Origin of the sequence: Tamaricihabitans halophyticus, assembly GCF_004340875.1 — a bacterium.
In the GTDB taxonomy this organism is placed as follows: domain Bacteria; phylum Actinomycetota; class Actinomycetes; order Mycobacteriales; family Pseudonocardiaceae; genus Tamaricihabitans; species Tamaricihabitans halophyticus.
Genome location: NZ_SLXQ01000005.1, coordinates 262,471 through 278,315, shown reverse-complemented (window position 1 = coordinate 278,315; position 15,845 = coordinate 262,471). Strand labels below are relative to the sequence as shown.

The 15,845-nt window shown below is 64.5% G+C and carries 14 protein-coding genes; 1 reads left to right on the top strand and 13 read right to left on the bottom strand.

Annotation, left to right across the window (positions count from 1 at the left end; genetic code table 11):
• The 12 genes from rpsS to EV191_RS14850 form a co-directional block, all read right to left on the bottom strand.
• Positions 1–282, bottom strand: a complete 282-nt coding sequence (rpsS, locus tag EV191_RS14905; protein ID WP_132877636.1) for a 30S ribosomal protein S19 — start codon at positions 280–282, stop codon at positions 1–3.
• Positions 283–300: 18 nt separating this feature from the next.
• Positions 301–1,134 carry a 50S ribosomal protein L2 gene (gene rplB / locus EV191_RS14900; protein ID WP_132877635.1) on the bottom strand — a complete coding sequence of 278 codons (834 nt, stop codon included), beginning with the start codon at positions 1,132–1,134 and terminating at the stop codon, positions 301–303.
• 34 nt (positions 1,135–1,168) lie between these two features.
• Positions 1,169–1,468 (bottom strand): 50S ribosomal protein L23, encoded by a 300-nt coding sequence (gene rplW / locus EV191_RS14895; RefSeq protein WP_132877634.1) that lies wholly within the window; start codon positions 1,466–1,468, stop codon positions 1,169–1,171.
• Positions 1,465–2,181 carry a 50S ribosomal protein L4 gene (gene rplD / locus EV191_RS14890; RefSeq protein WP_132877633.1) on the bottom strand — a complete coding sequence of 239 codons (717 nt, stop codon included), beginning with the start codon at positions 2,179–2,181 and terminating at the stop codon, positions 1,465–1,467. The genes rplW and rplD overlap by 4 nt, the downstream gene beginning before the upstream one ends.
• Positions 2,178–2,834: a 50S ribosomal protein L3 gene (rplC, locus tag EV191_RS14885; RefSeq protein ID WP_132877632.1), complete on the bottom strand. Its 657-nt coding sequence runs from the start codon at positions 2,832–2,834 to the stop codon at positions 2,178–2,180. Before rplC ends, rplD begins: the two co-directional genes overlap by 4 nt.
• Positions 2,835–2,868: 34 nt before the next feature.
• Entirely contained in the window at positions 2,869–3,174 is a 306-nt protein-coding gene (gene rpsJ / locus EV191_RS14880) for a 30S ribosomal protein S10 (protein ID WP_132877631.1), read from the bottom strand.
• Positions 3,175–3,614: 440 nt separating this feature from the next.
• The gene (tuf, locus tag EV191_RS14875; RefSeq protein ID WP_132877630.1) at positions 3,615–4,808 is read right to left on the bottom strand and encodes an elongation factor Tu; all 1,194 of its coding nucleotides are present in this window, start codon (positions 4,806–4,808) and stop codon (positions 3,615–3,617) included.
• Positions 4,809–4,973: 165 nt separating this feature from the next.
• Positions 4,974–7,073, bottom strand: a complete 2,100-nt coding sequence (gene fusA, locus EV191_RS14870) for an elongation factor G (protein WP_132877629.1) — start codon at positions 7,071–7,073, stop codon at positions 4,974–4,976.
• Between the two features lie 65 nt (positions 7,074–7,138).
• Positions 7,139–7,609, bottom strand: a complete 471-nt coding sequence (rpsG, locus tag EV191_RS14865) for a 30S ribosomal protein S7 (protein WP_132877628.1) — start codon at positions 7,607–7,609, stop codon at positions 7,139–7,141.
• On the bottom strand, positions 7,609–7,983 hold the full coding sequence (rpsL, locus tag EV191_RS14860) for a 30S ribosomal protein S12 (protein WP_132877627.1): 375 nt from the start codon (positions 7,981–7,983) through the stop codon (positions 7,609–7,611). The genes rpsG and rpsL overlap by 1 nt, the downstream gene beginning before the upstream one ends.
• Before the next feature lie 423 nt (positions 7,984–8,406).
• A complete protein-coding gene (locus EV191_RS14855) occupies positions 8,407–9,954 on the bottom strand; it encodes a long-chain-fatty-acid--CoA ligase (RefSeq protein WP_132877626.1) in 1,548 nt (515 codons plus the stop codon).
• A 75-nt stretch (positions 9,955–10,029) separates the two neighbouring features.
• Positions 10,030–10,734 carry a dienelactone hydrolase family protein gene (locus EV191_RS14850; RefSeq protein ID WP_243658965.1) on the bottom strand — a complete coding sequence of 235 codons (705 nt, stop codon included), beginning with the start codon at positions 10,732–10,734 and terminating at the stop codon, positions 10,030–10,032.
• A gap of 122 nt (positions 10,735–10,856) precedes the next feature.
• On the opposite strand from EV191_RS14850, the gene EV191_RS14845 reads away from it, so the two are divergent.
• Positions 10,857–11,684 (top strand): M15 family metallopeptidase, encoded by an 828-nt coding sequence (locus tag EV191_RS14845; RefSeq protein ID WP_132877624.1) that lies wholly within the window; start codon positions 10,857–10,859, stop codon positions 11,682–11,684.
• Positions 11,685–11,896: 212 nt separating this feature from the next.
• On the opposite strand, the gene EV191_RS14840 is transcribed toward EV191_RS14845, so the two are convergent.
• Positions 11,897–15,808: a DNA-directed RNA polymerase subunit beta' gene (locus EV191_RS14840; protein WP_132877623.1), complete on the bottom strand. Its 3,912-nt coding sequence runs from the start codon at positions 15,806–15,808 to the stop codon at positions 11,897–11,899.
• Positions 15,809–15,845 lie beyond the last annotated feature (37 nt).

Sequence of the window (15,845 nt, the reverse complement as noted above, 5' to 3'; positions counted from 1 at the left end):
TCAGCGGCGGCGCGACTTCCGGTCGTCCTTCACGTGGCCCTTGAACGTGCGCGTCGGCGCGAACTCGCCGAGCTTGTGCCCGACCATCGACTCGCTGATGAACACCGGCACGTGCTTACGGCCGTCATGCACGGCAATGGTGTGCCCGAGCATGTCCGGGATGATCGTGGACCGGCGAGACCAGGTCTTGATCACCGTCTTCTTGTTCGACTCGTTCAGCGCGTCCACCTTCTTGAGCAGGTGGTCGTCCACGAACGGGCCTTTTTTCAGGCTGCGTGGCATCTGTGGCTACCTCCCTACTCAGCGACGCTTGCCGGTCTTACGGCGGCGGACGATCATGCGGTCAGATGGCTTACGGCGCCGGGTCCGGCCCTCGGGCCGACCAGCCGGGTTCACCGGGTGGCGACCACCGGAGGTCTTACCCTCACCACCACCGTGCGGGTGGTCGACCGGGTTCATCACGACACCGCGAACGGTCGGGCGCTTGCCCTTCCACCGCATCCGGCCAGCCTTGCCCCAGTTGATGTTGCTCTGCTCGGCGTTACCGACCTCGCCAACGGTCGCCCGGCAGCGCACGTCCACGTTGCGGATCTCGCCGGAGGGCATCCGCAACTGGGCGTGTGCGCCTTCCCGCGCCACCAGCTGAACCCGGGAACCCGCCGAGCGGGCGATCTTGGCTCCGCCACCGGGGCGCAGCTCGATCGCGTGCACCACGGTGCCGACCGGGATGTTGCGCAGTGGCAGGTTGTTGCCCGGCTTGATGTCGGCGCGCGGGCCGTTCTCGATCCGGTCGCCCTGTTTCAGCTTGTCCGGCGCGATGATGTAGCGCTTCTCGCCGTCCACGTAGTGCAGCAGCGCGATCCGTGCGGTGCGGTTCGGGTCATACTCGATGTGCGCGACCTTCGCCGGCACGCCGTCCTTGTCGTGCCTGCGGAAGTCGATCACTCGGTAGGCGCGCTTGTGCCCGCCACCCTTATGCCGCGTGGTGATCTTGCCGTGCGCGTTCCGACCACCGGTTTTGCTCAGCGGCCGTACCAGCGACTTCTCCGGGTGCGACCTGGTGATCTCGGAGAAGTCGGAGGCACTGGAACCGCGACGGCCTGGCGTCGTCGGCTTGTACTTGCGAATGCCCATTTGTCTCAGCAGTCCTCGGTATCAATCCAAGCCATCAAGCGGCGCTGCCGCCGAAGATCTCGATCGGCTTGCTCTCGGGCGACAGCGTTACCACGGCGCGCTTGGTGTCCTTACGCTTGCCGTAACCAAAGCGGGTGCGCTTGCGCTTACCCGGCCGGTTCACGGTGTTCACGCCAGTGACCTTGACACCGAACACCTTCTCGACCGCGATCTTGATCTCGGTCTTGTTCGCACGCGGGTCGACGATGAACGTGTACTTGTTCTCCTCGAGGAGGCCGTAGCTCTTCTCCGAGATCACCGGCGCAAGCAAGATGTCGCGTGGGTCGGGAATCACTTGTCCGCCTCCTCAACTTCACTCGAGCGCGCCACGGCGGTGGCCTTGCTCGGCCGCCCCTTCACCGGGCCGGCGACGAACCGCTCCAGCGCGTCCTTCGTGAACACGACGTCGTCATTGACCAGCACGTCGTAGGTGTTCAGCTGGTCCTCGACGAGCACGTGCACATTCGGCAGGTTGCGCGCGGACAGCCGGGCCAGCTCGTCGTCCCTGGTCAGCACGAGCAGTACGCGCTTGGCGCTGGTCACTGCCTCGATCGCGGTGCGCGCGGTCTTGGTCGATGGCTTCTCGCCGTCCACCAGTTTGTTGACCACGTGTACCTGGTCGGCACGAGCGCGGTCGGAAAGCGCGCCACGCAGCGCGGCAACCTTCATCTTCTTCGGGGTCCGCTGCGTGTAGTCACGCGGAGTGGGCCCGTGCACGGTGCCACCACCGGCGAACTGCGGCGCCCTGATCGAGCCTTGCCTGGCCCGACCGGTGCCCTTCTGCCGGTACGGCTTCGCCGATCCACCGGCGACCTCACCGCGGGTCTTCGTGTCGTGCGTACCCTGCCGGGCCGCGGCCAGCTGGGCCACCACGACCTGGTGCATCAAGGGCACATTGGCCTGCACGTCGAAGATCTCGCCGGGCAGCTCAACGGTGCCGTCGGTGCCCCCGGCTGGGGTCTTCACATCCACGGTTTTCGTGGACGGGGCTTCGGAGACAGTGCTCACTGTTCGGCACCACCCTTCACGGCGCTCTTGACGAACACGAGCCCGCCCTTGGGACCCGGTACGGCGCCCTTGATGAGCAGCAGGCCCTCTTCGGCATCCACGCGGTGGATGGTCAGGCCCTGGGTGGTCACCCTGGCGTTACCCATCCGGCCGGCCATCCGCATGCCCTTGAATACCCGCGAAGGCGTGGCGGCGCCACCGATGGCGCCCGGCTTGCGGTGGTTGCGGTGCTGGCCGTGCGATGCGCCGACACCGGCGAAGCCGTGCCGCTTCATCACACCCGCGGTGCCCTTACCCTTGCTCGTGCCGGTGACATCGACGAGCGCACCGTCGCTGAATAGGTCCGCGTTGATCTCCTGACCAACCTCGTAGCTGCTCGCGTCCGAAGTGCGCAGCTCGGCCACGTAGCGGCGAGGCGTGGCGCCCGCTTTGCTGAAATGACCGGAGTCCGGCTTGTTCACCTTGCGCGGGTCAATCGCGCCGAAGGCGAGCTGGACTGCCTCGTATCCGTCGTTCTCATTGCTCCGGATCTGGGTGACCACGTTCGGCCCAACCTTGACGACGGTCACCGGAACGATCCGGTTCTGCTCGTCGAAGAGCTGGGTCATGCCGAGCTTGGTGCCCAGGATCCCCTTGATCTGCCTGTCAGACATTGCGTCTTCGTCTCCGCCTAGTTCCGCCGACCGCTCACTGAATATTGACGTCGACACTGGCCGGCAGGTCGATGCGCATCAGCGCGTCAACCGTCTTCGGCGTCGGCTCGAGGATGTCGATCAGCCGCTTGTGCGTGCGCATCTCGAAGTGCTCGCGCGAGTCCTTGTACTTGTGCGGCGAGCGGATGACGCAGTACACGTTCTTCTCGGTGGGCAGCGGCACCGGCCCGACGACCCGAGCGCCAGTGCGCGTCACGGTCTCCACGATCTTGCGCGCCGAGGAATCGATCGCTTCGTGGTCGTAGGCCTTGAGCCGGATGCGGATCTTTTGTCCCGCCATGGTGGTTGGGAGTTCCTTGTCGTCTCGTGCCGCTATCTCAACCAGTGCGGCTGTGCTGTGCCCTAAAGCGCTGGGCCCGGCGAGGCGGGCCTGACACTTGCCAGGTCGGGCCTGTCAAGCCGGTCTGCCCGGCCGCACGTCCCTGTTCACAAGTCAAACGCCGGTGGCCCCGGTCCACGCGGTCGGGTGTGTCGCGCCCGCTGCGCATACGAGTCCCTTGACGTCACTGCTGTTGGGTGGTCGGGGCAGGCCGGTTACGAGAACCAGCTACCCCGCGCCGGAGATTAACTCCGACGCCGGCTACTCACGCGGAGGCGGCCGGCGTGAAACCAGACCGGCCGCCTCCGCGTCAAGCAACCTTATAAGGATGGCATATCCAATTTTGCGCCTCGAAACCGGGGGGCCTGATTGTCAAGCCCGTGTTCCGAGAACCGCAGAAACTACTTGATGACCTTGGTGACCTGGCCGGCGCCCACGGTACGGCCACCCTCACGGATGGCGAAGCGCAGGCCCTCGTCCATGGCAACCGGCTGGATCAGCTGGACGGTGATCCGGGTGTTGTCACCCGGCATGACCATCTCGGTGCCCTCGGGGAGGGTCACCACGCCGGTCACGTCCGTGGTCCGGAAGTAGAACTGCGGGCGGTAGTTGTTGAAGAACGGCGTGTGCCGGCCACCCTCGTCCTTGGACAGGATGTAGGCCTGACCCTCGAACTCGGTGTGCGGGGTGTTCGTGCCCGGCTTCACGACGACCTGGCCACGCTCGACATCCTCGCGCTTGATACCACGCAGCAGCAGACCCACGTTGTCGCCGGCCTGACCACTGTCCAGGATCTTGCGGAACATCTCGACACCGGTGACGGTGGTCTTCATCGACTTCTCCTTGATGCCGACGATTTCCACCTCCTCGTTCGAGTTGATCTTGCCGCGCTCCACGCGACCGGTAACCACGGTGCCGCGGCCGGTGATAGTGAAGACGTCCTCGATCGGCATCAGGAACGGCTTGTCGAGCTCACGAACCGGGTCCGGCACGTTCTCGTCAACCGCGTTCAGCAGCTCCATGATCTTGTCGCCCCACTCGGCGTCGCCCTCCAGCGCCTTCAGCGCGGAGACCTTGACCACCGGCACGTCGTCGCCAGGGAACTCCTGCTCGGACAGCAGCTCACGGACCTCCATCTCGACGAGCTCCATGATCTCCTCGTCGTCGACCATGTCGGCCTTGTTCAACGCAACGAGGATGTAGGGCACGCCGACCTGGCGGGCGAGCAGCACGTGCTCACGGGTCTGCGGCATCGGGCCGTCGGTAGCGGCGACCACCAGGATCGCGCCGTCCATCTGGGCGGCACCGGTGATCATGTTCTTCACGTAGTCGGCGTGACCGGGGGCGTCCACATGGGCGTAGTGGCGCTTCTCGGTCTGGTACTCGACGTGCGCGATGTTGATCGTGATACCGCGCTGCTTCTCCTCCGGCGCCTTGTCGATCTCATCGAACGGCGTGAAGGGGTTCAGCTCCGGGTGCTTTTCGTGCAGCACCTTGGTAATGGCCGCCGTCAGCGTGGTCTTACCGTGGTCAACGTGACCGATGGTCCCGATGTTGACGTGCGGCTTGTCCCTTTCGAACTTCGCCTTCGCCACTGGATTGTCCTCCTGGACTTTTAGTTCTTCCCGCCGCCCATTTGCACCTGCCACCTGCGGTTTGGTGTTTGCTGGGACGACGACTCTTCAGGGTCGGTTGTGTGGAGCTCCGGGGAGTCTCCCCACGATGCGCCGGCACCTAGGTACGGCGCTGCAGGTTTCGGGTTACTCCCCCGTCGCCTTCGCGATAATCTCCTTGGCGACGTTCGCCGGAACTTCACCATAGGAATCGAACTGCATGGAGTAGTTCGCACGACCCTGGGTCTTGGACCGCAGGTCGCCGACATACCCGAACATCTCGGACAGCGGAGTCAACGCCTTGACGACGCGGGTTCCACTGCGTTCCTCCATGGACTGAATCTGTCCACGGCGAGAGTTCAGGTCACCGATGACGTCACCCATGTACTCCTCGGGTGTGGTCACTTCGACCGCCATCATCGGCTCTAGCAGTACTGGACCGGCCTTCCTCGCGGCCTCCTTGAGCGCCTGGGATCCGGCGACCTTGAAGGCCATTTCCGAGGAGTCGACCTCGTGGTAGGAACCGTCCAACAAGGTCACCTTCAACCCGACGAGCGAGTATCCGGCGAGCACGCCGTACTGCATGGCGTCCTGGGCGCCCTCGTCCACCGAAGGGATGTACTCCTTCGGCACACGGCCACCCGTCACCTTGTTGTCGAACTCGTAGAGCGCGCCATCGGTGGTCTCCAGCGGCTCCAGCTTGATGATTACCTTGGCGAACTGGCCCGAGCCACCGGTCTGCTTCTTGTGCGTGTACTCGTGCTTTTCCACCGTCTTCCGGATGGTCTCCCGGTAGGCCACCTGGGGCTTACCGATGTTCGCCTCGACCTTGAAATCGGTCTTCATCCGGTTCACCAGGACCTCGAGGTGCAACTCACCCATGCCCTCGATGATCGTCTGGCCGGTCTCATCGTCCTGACTGACCCGGAAGGTCGGGTCTTCCTCAGCCAGCTTCTGAATCGCGGTGGACAGCTTCTCCTGGTCAGCCTTGGTCTTCGGCTCGATGGCCACCTTGATGACCGGCTCAGGGAAGGTCATCGACTCGAGGACAACCGGGTTCTGCGGGTCGCAGAGCGTGTCGCCGGTCGTGGTGTCCTTCAGCCCCTGCACCGCGTAGATGTGCCCGGCCTGCGCGTTGTCGACCGGGTTCTCCTTGTTGGAGTGCATCTGGAACAGCTTGCCGATGCGCTCCTTGCGTTCCCTGGTCGCGTTGAGCACCTGGGTGCTCTGCGAGACCTTGCCGGAGTACACCCGGATGTAGGTCAGCTTCCCGTAGAACGGGTGCACCGAGATCTTCGAAACCAGCGCCGCGAACGGCTCGTCGATACTCGGCTTGCGCTCGGCCGGGGTCACCCCGTCCAGCAGCAGGCCCTGTACCGGCGGCACATCCAGCGGCGAGGGCAGGAAGTCCAGCACCGCGTCCAGCATCGGCTGCACGCCCTTGTTCTTGAAGGCGGAGCCGCAGAGCACCGGGTAAGCCTCGCGCTCGATGGTCAGCTTGCGGATCCCGGACTTGATCTCCTCGGCGGTGAGCTCCTCACCACCGAAGTACTTCTCCATCAGGGCTTCGTCGGATTCCGCGACGGCCTCGATGAGCTGCTCGCGATACTCGGCCGCGGTCTCGGCGAGGTCCTCGGGGATCTCCTCGACCTCGTACTGCTCGCCCTTCTTGACGTCGCCGCGCCAGGTGAGCGCCTTCATCGAGACGAGGTCAATCACGCCCTGGAACTCGGATTCGGCGCCGATCGGCAGCTGCACCACCAACGGACGGGCGCCAAGCCGCTCGCGGATCGTCCGAACCGTGAAGTAGAAGTCCGCGCCGAGCTTGTCCATCTTGTTGACGAAGCAGATACGGGGCACTTCGTACTTATCGGCCTGCCGCCAAACCTGCTCGGACTGCGGTTCGACGCCTTCTTTACCGTCGAACACGGCGACCGCGCCGTCGAGCACCCGCAGGGAACGCTCCACCTCAACGGTGAAGTCCACGTGTCCCGGGGTATCGATGATGTTGATCTGGTAGTCGTTCCAGAAGGTGGTGGTCGCAGCCGAGGTAATGGTGATACCCCGCTTCTGCTCCTCCTCCATCCAGTCCATCGTCGCGGCGCCATCGTGCACCTCGCCGAGCTTGTAGTTGATCCCGGTGTAGAACAGGACCCGCTCGGTGGTGGTGGTTTTGCCCGCGTCGATATGGGCCATGATCCCGATGTTGCGGACCTTGGCCAGGTCGGTAAGCACGTCGCGTGCCACGAGAGTCTTCCCCTGTCTTCAAAGCGGATAGCGGCGCCCGGCCGGTCCGACCGGGCGGGCAGTCATCACCAGCGGTAGTGCGCGAAGGCCTTGTTGGACTCGGCCATCTTGTGGGTGTCTTCCCGGCGCTTAACGCTGGCGCCAAGACCGTTGCTCGCATCGAGCAGCTCGTTGGTCAGCCGCTCGATCATCGTCTTCTCCCTGCGCTGCCGGGAGTAGCGGACGATCCAGCGCATCGCCAACGTGGTCGAGCGGCTCGCCCGAACCTCGACCGGCACCTGGTAAGTGGCGCCACCCACACGGCGGCTGCGCACCTCGAGCGCGGGCTTCACGTTGTCCAGCGCGCGCTTGAGCGTGACTACCGGGTCGGTGCCGGTCTTCTCCCGCGCACCTTCCAGCGCGCTGTAGACGATCCGCTCGGCCAGCGAGCGCTTACCGTCCACAAGCACCTTGTTGATCAGCTGCGTCACCAGCGGCGAGCTGTAAACCGGATCGGAGATCAGCGGCCGCCTCGGGGCCGGTCCCTTGCGGGGCATCAGCTCTTCTCCTTCTTCGCGCCGTACCGGCTGCGGGCTTGCTTGCGGTTCTTCACACCCTGGGTGTCCAGCGAACCGCGGATGATCTTGTAGCGAACGCCCGGCAGGTCCTTCACACGTCCACCACGCACCAGCACCATCGAGTGCTCCTGCAGGTTGTGACCCTCACCGGGGATGTAGGCGGTGACCTCGATGCCACTGGTCAGCTTCACACGTGCGACCTTGCGCAGCGCCGAGTTCGGCTTCTTGGGCGTCGTGGTGTACACGCGGGTGCACACGCCACGCCGCTGCGGGCTCCCCTTGAGCGCCGCGGTCTTCAACTTGGCAGCCTTGTCCTGGCGGCCCTTGCGGACCAGCTGCTGGATCGTGGGCAATGGACCAGCTTTCTGTCGCGTTCACTTCTTCGCGTACCCGGTGACCAGCATCGAGCACGCCTGCACGTCGTGTACTTCGCGCCACTCCGCCCCACGAGGTCGGGCGTGTCGGCCCGCATCACGACCGGAAAGGCCGTAACTTCCCATCGAGGATTGGGGAGGCTTCCCCGCTGCACCCGGTCCGGCAGCCGTGCGTACACGGCCCGCACCAAACCAACAGGCACACGGAGCGGCCCGACATACATCGGGCGCAAGCACTAAAGATACCCGTCGCCGATCACGGTGGTCAAAACGGGGGTGCCTTAGACCGGCTAGTTAGCCCCGGAAGCCCGACCGACGGCCGGTCGCAGCGCTAAGTTTACCCGAAATACGCCCGGGGTTCGATGCGCCGGCAACATCAACTTCGCGGCGCTTTCGGCGGCGCTAGGCGCCGCGTTCGACGCCTTCCCAGTACGGCCTGCGCAGCTCTCGTTTGAGCACCTTCCCGGTCGGATTCCGGGGCAACTCGCTGAGTACCGTTATCGACTTCGGACATTTGAATGCGGCGAGTCGTTCCCGGCAGTAAGCAAGTAGTTCCTCGACATCGATTTCCTTGCCGACCACGATCGCCTTCGGGGTTTCGCCCCAACGCTCGTCCGGCACGCCGATAACGGCCACGTCTAATACCGCTGGGTGTTCGGCAAGCACGCGCTCGATCTCGGCGGGATAAACATTCTCACCACCACTGATAATCATGTCCTTGATTCGGTCCGTGATGTAGAGATACCCGTCCGCGTCCAACTTTCCGGCGTCCCCACTGCGCAACCAACCGTCCTCGGGCAACGCCTGCGCGGTTGCCGCCGGATTACCCCAGTAGCCGGACATCAGCTGCGCGCTGCGCACCAACACCTCACCAACCGAACCAGCGGGCAAATGTTCCCCTGTGGACGGATCCCCGATGGCGATCTCGACGCCGGGTATCGGCGTTCCCGCGGAGACCAACCGGTGCCGCTGCCGCTCGTCCCTGTGGTCTTCCGGGCTGAGTGTGGTCACTACGCCGCAGGCCTCGGTCATCCCGTACACCTGGCGGAATCCGAACGGAAAAGTCTCCAGACACTGACGCAACAGCGGCAGCGGCATCGGCGATGCTCCGTAGCACAGTTCGCGCACCGCCGAGTAGTCGCGATCGGCCACCCCTGGAACGTTCAGCAACACGCTGAATACCGCCGGTACCAGGAATCCGTGCGTCACCTTGCGCCGCACGATCTCATCGAGCAACTGTTCAGGGACGAGCTCACGCACCACAACGATGCTGGCCCCACCGTAGAGCGCAAGGATTGCCCAGCTGGAGCCGCCGACGTGAAAGAGTGGCATGGCCACAAGGGCCACGTTTCCCTCGACTATTCCGGCATGCTCCACATTGGTCACGGAGTGCGCGAGCATGCCGCCATAGGTCAACATCGCGCCTTTGGGAAACCCGGTCGTGCCTGAGGTGTAGAGCTGCAGAAAGCTGTCGTCCGGTCGATGTGGCCGAATCTCGGTCAACGGTTCGGCGGCGGCAAGCAAGTCCTCGTACTGATCGGTCGCGCCACCGATCACCACGATCTCGCGCACCGTGGTGAGTTGGTCGCCAAGCTCTTCGACGACCGGGAGGAACTCGGCGCCCACGAACAGCACCGTGGCCTGCGCGTCGTTGATCGTGTACGCGACTTCTTCGGGTGCGAGTCTGAAGTTCACCATGGCGTTGGCACTGCCAATTCTTGCGCAGGCGAGGGTGATCTCCAGGCTTGCTGGGTGGTTCTTGTCGTAACTGGCCACCCGGTCGCCGGGCCCAACCCCTGCGGCGCTCAATGCGCCAGCCGCCCGATGGACCCGATCCGCGAGCTCCGCCCAACTCCACGTCCGCGGACCGTATTGCACCGCGACGGCGTCTGGGTCCGTTGCATTCCAGTAGTCGACGAGATCCGCGATTCCATTCGGGCGACCGGACATGCCTGACCTCCATGGTTCGGCAGCGACGTTGCTACGCCCCAAGCTTGCCCGAATCGGCGCACGGACGCGAGTGCGCTAGCTCAGTTCCGTCCGGAGAAATTCCAGTGTGCGCTGCCAGGCGAGCGCGGCGGAGTCGGCGTGATAGGTGGCGGTGTTCCGGTCGTTGAAGAAGGCATGTTCCGCTGGGTAGAAGTGAATTTCTGACCGGATGCCCGTGGGTGCCTGCTCGGCGAGCTTGGCGTGCATGCGTTCGACGGCAGCCGGGTCGATACCGCGGTCCTTTGTCGCGTAGTGCCCGAGTACCGGAGCCCGCAGGCCGGAGAAATCCGTACTGTCCACATCGGGCAATCCGTAAAACGGGATCGCGGCGCCAATCTTTTCGCCCTGCTGCGCCGCGAGTACCAGTACGAACTTGCCGCCCATACAGAATCCAACGGCACCGATCCGTTCACTGGTAACGGCTTCGTTGGTACGCAGGAAATCGACCGCCCCGGCAAGATCCTTGGCCGCGTCGTCAACGGGCAGTTCCCGCATCAGCCGGGCCGCTTCCTCCGCGTCATGCGTGGTGCGCCCGCCGTACAGGTCGGGCGCAAGAGCGACGAATCCCTGCTTGGCGAACCGATCGGTCACATCGGCGACGTGGTCAGTGAGCCCCCACCATTCCTGGATGACGACGAGGCCGGGCCCGCTGCCGCTCGGTGGTGTCGCCAGGTAGCCGTAAGCGGTGCCGCCGTTGCTCGGAAAGGTGGTGTTCTGATGTGCGTTCGGTACCTGCGTCACGGGAACTCCTCGCGGCCGATTCGACATTCTGGCGTGGTACAGCCTATCCAGCTGGACGCTTGCTCACTGATTTCACCTGGCTGGCTCTTCGCCGCCGGATGGCGAACTGCTAGGACGGAACGATGCAGATCGCTACTCAGTTTCGTGGGCGGCTGTGCGCAGCTCTACTCGCCGCCTTGACCGCGGTTACCCTGGTCGCGGGACCTTCCGCGGCCGCGGCCAACGATCCGACGTCGGCCGCGCGGTGGCAGGCGCCGGATGAGTTCGTCGCGCTAGCCGATGTCGCTCCGACGATCAAACAGGAGATACGCTACAACGGCTGGCACAATTTCGTAGGCCGACCAGTAACCGGTTACCTCGAGCCGATGTGCGTGTTGACCCGACCAACCGCGCAGGCGCTGCGGGGCGCGCAGCAGGAATTTCTTGCCATGGGCTACAGCTTGAAGATCTACGATTGTTTTCGACCGCAGCGAGCCGTGGACGACTTCGTACGCTGGGCGCAGCGACCGCAGGATGAGCGAATGAAGGCGGAGTTCTACCCGCGTATCGAGAAATCGACCTTGTTCGATGATGGCTATATCGCCGAGGAATCCGGGCACAGCAGGGGCAGTACGGTGGATCTCACGCTCGTGCCGCTGCCGGCGAAACCGCAGCGGCCATACCTACCTGGCGAACCGTTGGCGCCCTGCTACGCCCCCGCTGACGAGCGATTTCCGGATAACTCGGTGGATATGGGGACCGGGTTCGACTGCTTTGACACGCTCTCGCATACCGATGATTCACGGATTACCGAGACGCAGCGCGCAAATCGCGAACTGCTAGTGGAAACGCTCGAATCGTATGGCCTGGAAAACTACGACAAGGAATGGTGGCATTTCACGCTCACCGACGAGCCGTTCCCGGACACCTATTTCGACTTCCCCGTCACCCGGCTCGCTCTAACCAACTAGCCCCCACCAGGGCCTCGATCAACGTTTAGCCCGCTAAACCAAATTACTTGCACACGCTAAACAATCAACGATCAGCCCGCTGAACTCAATTACTTGCACAGGCTAAGAATTCGACAGTGAGCCTGCTAAACGGGGTATTTTCCCAGGTGGATATGCGTGGGCCCGGCGAAGCAGGAGGCTTCGCCGGGCCCAGTCAGTTCACTACGGTCGCGTCAGCGGTAGTCGCGGCCGAAGTCGTAGTCGTCCAGCGGGACCGCGGCACCCGTACCGGTGCCGAACACATCCGGGGTGTAGTAGCCGTCGTCGTAGGACGGGATCGCGTACGCCGCGACCCTGGCCTCCTCGGTCGGCTGCACCTGGATGTTGCGGTACCGGTTGATACCCGTACCAGCGGGGATCAACTTACCGATGATCACGTTCTCCTTGAGGCCGACCAGCGAGTCAGACCGGCCGTTGATCGCGGCATCGGTGAGCACCCTGGTGGTCTCCTGGAACGACGCGGCGGACAACCAGGAGTCCGTGGTCAGCGAGGCCTTGGTGATGCCCATCAGCACCGGCCGACCGGAAGCGGGGTCCCCGCCCTCGGCAACCGCCTGGCGGTTCAGGCCCTCGAACCGCGTCCGTTCCGGCAGCTCGCCGGGCAGGAAGTCGGTCGAACCCGAGTCGATGATCGTGACCCTGCGCAGCATCTGCCGGACGATCACCTCGATGTGCTTGTCGTGGATCGACACACCCTGCGCCCGGTAGACCTCCTGAACCTCGTTCACCAGGTGCAGCTGAGCCTCGCGCGGCCCCATAACCCGCAGTACCTCGTGCGGATCCGGGGTGCCCTCCAGCAGCTGCTGGCCGACGTCCACGTGCTCACCGTCGGCGAGCGGACCATTCGGCCCCACCGCCAACCGCTGCCGCTTGGGCAGCTTGTCGAACACGATCTCATCGCTGCCGTCGTCCGGGATCAGCGTGATCTTCCAGAACCGCTCGGTCTCCTCGATCCGCACCCGACCGTCGACATCAGCGATCGGCGCCTTGCCCTTCGGCACCCGAGCCTCGAACAGCTCCTGCACACGCGGCAGACCCGTGGTGATGTCGTCACCGGCGACACCACCCTGGTGGAAGGTACGCATCGTCAGCTGGGTACCCGGCTCACCAATGGACTGCGCCGCCACGATGCCGACCGCCTCGCCGACATCGACGAGCTTGCCGGTGGCCATCGAACGGCCGTAGCAGGCCGCGCAGATCCCGACCGCGGACTCACAGGTCAGTACGCTGCGCACCTTGACCTTGGTGATACCGAGGGACAGCAGCCGCTCGATCGCGGGGTCGCCGAGGTCATCGCCCCGGTTGTGCACCACGTTGCCGCTGGCGTCCGACACGTCGCCGGCGAGCGTACGCGCGTACACGCTGGTCTCCACGTACTCCGCACGCACGACCTTGCCGTCCGCGGTCTCCTGACCGATCGGCATGTTGATGCCGCGGCGGGTGCCGCAGTCGGCCTCCCGGACGATCACGTCCTGCGAGACGTCCACCAGGCGTCGGGTCAGGTAACCCGAGTCGGCGGTCCGCAGCGCGGTGTCCGCGAGACCCTTACGCGCACCGTGCGTCGCGATGAAGTACTCGAGCACCGAAAGGCCTTCCCGGAAGTTGGCCTTGATCGGACGCGGGATGTACTCACCCTTCGGGTTGGAGACCAGACCACGCATACCGGCAAGCGAGCGGATCTGGGTCATGTTGCCCGCCGCCCCGGACTTCACGATCATCGAGATCGAGTTGTCGTCGGGGAAGTGGTTCTCCATGACCTGGGCGACGTCTTCGGTCGCCTGCGCCCACACCTTGACCTGCTCGGCGTTGCGCTCGGCGTGCGAGAGCTGACCACGCTGGTAGCGCTTCTCGATCTGCGCTGCCTTGCCCTCGTACTCGTCGAGAATGCCCTGCTTCTCCGGCGGCACGAGCACATCGGAGATCGCCACGGTCACACCGGAACGGGTGGCCCAGTGGAAACCGGCGTCCTTCAGCTTGTCCAGCGTCCTGGCCACCGTCACCATCGGGTACCGCTCGGCGAGATCGTTGACGATCAGCGACTGGCGCTTCTTCGGCAACGCCTCGTTCACGAACGGGTAGTCGTCCGGCAGCAGCTCGTTGAACAGCACCCGCCCGAGGGTCGTCTCCGCCAGCCACGGCTGGCCAGGCTGCCAACCCTCGTCGATCATGCTCGCCTGCTGCTCGCGCGGCGGCTGCCGATCGGCGACCCGGATCTTCACCGGCGCGTGCAGGCTGATCATGCCGCGATCGTTCGCCATGATCGCCTCAGCCGGCGAGGAGAAGGCCAGCCCGGCGCCCTCGGCGTCGTCGACCTTCCTGGTCAGGTGGAACAGCCCGGTGACCATGTCCAGTCGCGGCATCGCCAGCGGACGACCGGAGGCGGGCGAGAGGATGTTGTTCGCGGACAGCATCAGGATGCGCGCCTCGGCCTGCGCCTCCGCGGAAAGCGGCAGGTGCACGGCCATCTGGTCACCGTCGAAGTCCGCGTTGAACGCCTCACAGACCAGCGGGTGCAGCTGGATGGCCTTGCCTTCCACCAGCTGCGGCTCGAAGGCCTGGATACCGAGGCGGTGCAGCGTGGGCGCCCGGTTCAGCAGCACCGGGTGCTCGGTGATGACCTCTTCAAGCACGTCCCACACCTGGGGCCGCGCCCGCTCCACCATCCGCTTCGCGGATTTGATGTTCTGCGCGTGGTTGAGGTCAACCAGCCGCTTCATCACGAACGGCTTGAACAGTTCGAGCGCCATCTGCTTGGGCAGTCCACACTGGTGCAGCTTCAGCTGCGGGCCGACGATGATCACCGAGCGGCCCGAGTAGTCCACACGCTTACCGAGCAGGTTCTGCCGGAACCGGCCCTGCTTACCCTTGAGCAAGTCGGAAAGCGACTTGAGCGGGCGGTTGCCGGGCCCGGTCACCGGCCGGCCGCGGCGGCCGTTGTCGAACAGCGCGTCGACGGCCTCCTGCAGCATCCGCTTCTCGTTGTTCACGATGATCTCGGGCGCGCCGAGGTCGATCAGCCGCTTCAACCGGTTGTTCCGGTTGATCACCCTGCGGTAGAGGTCGTTCAGGTCAGAGGTGGCGAACCGGCCACCGTCCAGCTGCACCATCGGCCGCAGATCCGGCGGGATCACCGGAACGCAGTCGAGCACCATGCCCATCGGCGAGTTGTTCGTGGCCTGGAAGGCCGCGACCACCTTGAGCCGCTTGAGCGCGCGCAGCTTCTTCTGGCCCTTGCCGTTGCGGATCACGTCCCGCAGCGATTCGGCCTCGGCGTCGACGTCGAAGTTGGCGGCCAACTTCTGGATCGACTCGGCACCCATGGCGCCCTCGAAGTACTCGCCGTACCGGTCGTAGAGCTCCCGGTAAAGCACCTCGTCCGAGATCAGCTGCTTCGGCTCGAGCTTGGTGAAGGTGTTCCAGACCTCGTCGAGCCGGTCCAGCTCGCGCTGGGCGCGGTCGCGAAGCTGGCGCATCTCGCGCTCGCCGCCTTCTTTGACCTTGCGGCGCACATCCGACTTGGCACCCTCGGACTCGAGTTCGGCCAGATCGGCTTCCAGCTTCTGCGCGCGAGCCTCGATATCGGCGTCGCGCTTGTTCTCGATCTGCTTGCGCTCGACGCCGATCTCGTTCTCCAGCGTCGACATCTCGTTGTGCCGCAGCTCGGTGTTCACACTGGTGATCACGTACGCCGCGAAGTAGATGATCTTCTCGAGATCCTTCGGAGCCAGGTCGAGCAGGTAGCCCAGCCGGGAAGGCACACCCTTGAAATACCAGATGTGCGTGACCGGCGCGGCCAGCTCGATGTGGCCCATCCGCTCACGACGCACCTTGGCGCGGGTGACCTCGACGCCACAGCGCTCACAGATGATGCCCTTGAACCGGACTCGCTTGTACTTACCGCAGTAGCACTCCCAGTCCCGGGTGGGGCCGAAGATCTTCTCGCAGAAGAGGCCGTCCTTCTCCGGCTTGAGCGTGCGGTAGTTGATCGTTTCGGGCTTCTTCACCTCGCCGAAGGACCACTGGCGGATGTCGTCAGCGGTGGCCAGACCGATCCGAAGCTCATCAAAAAAGTTGACGTCCAGCACTAGCTAGCCCGCCTCCCCGCAATTTTGGTGTTGGCGC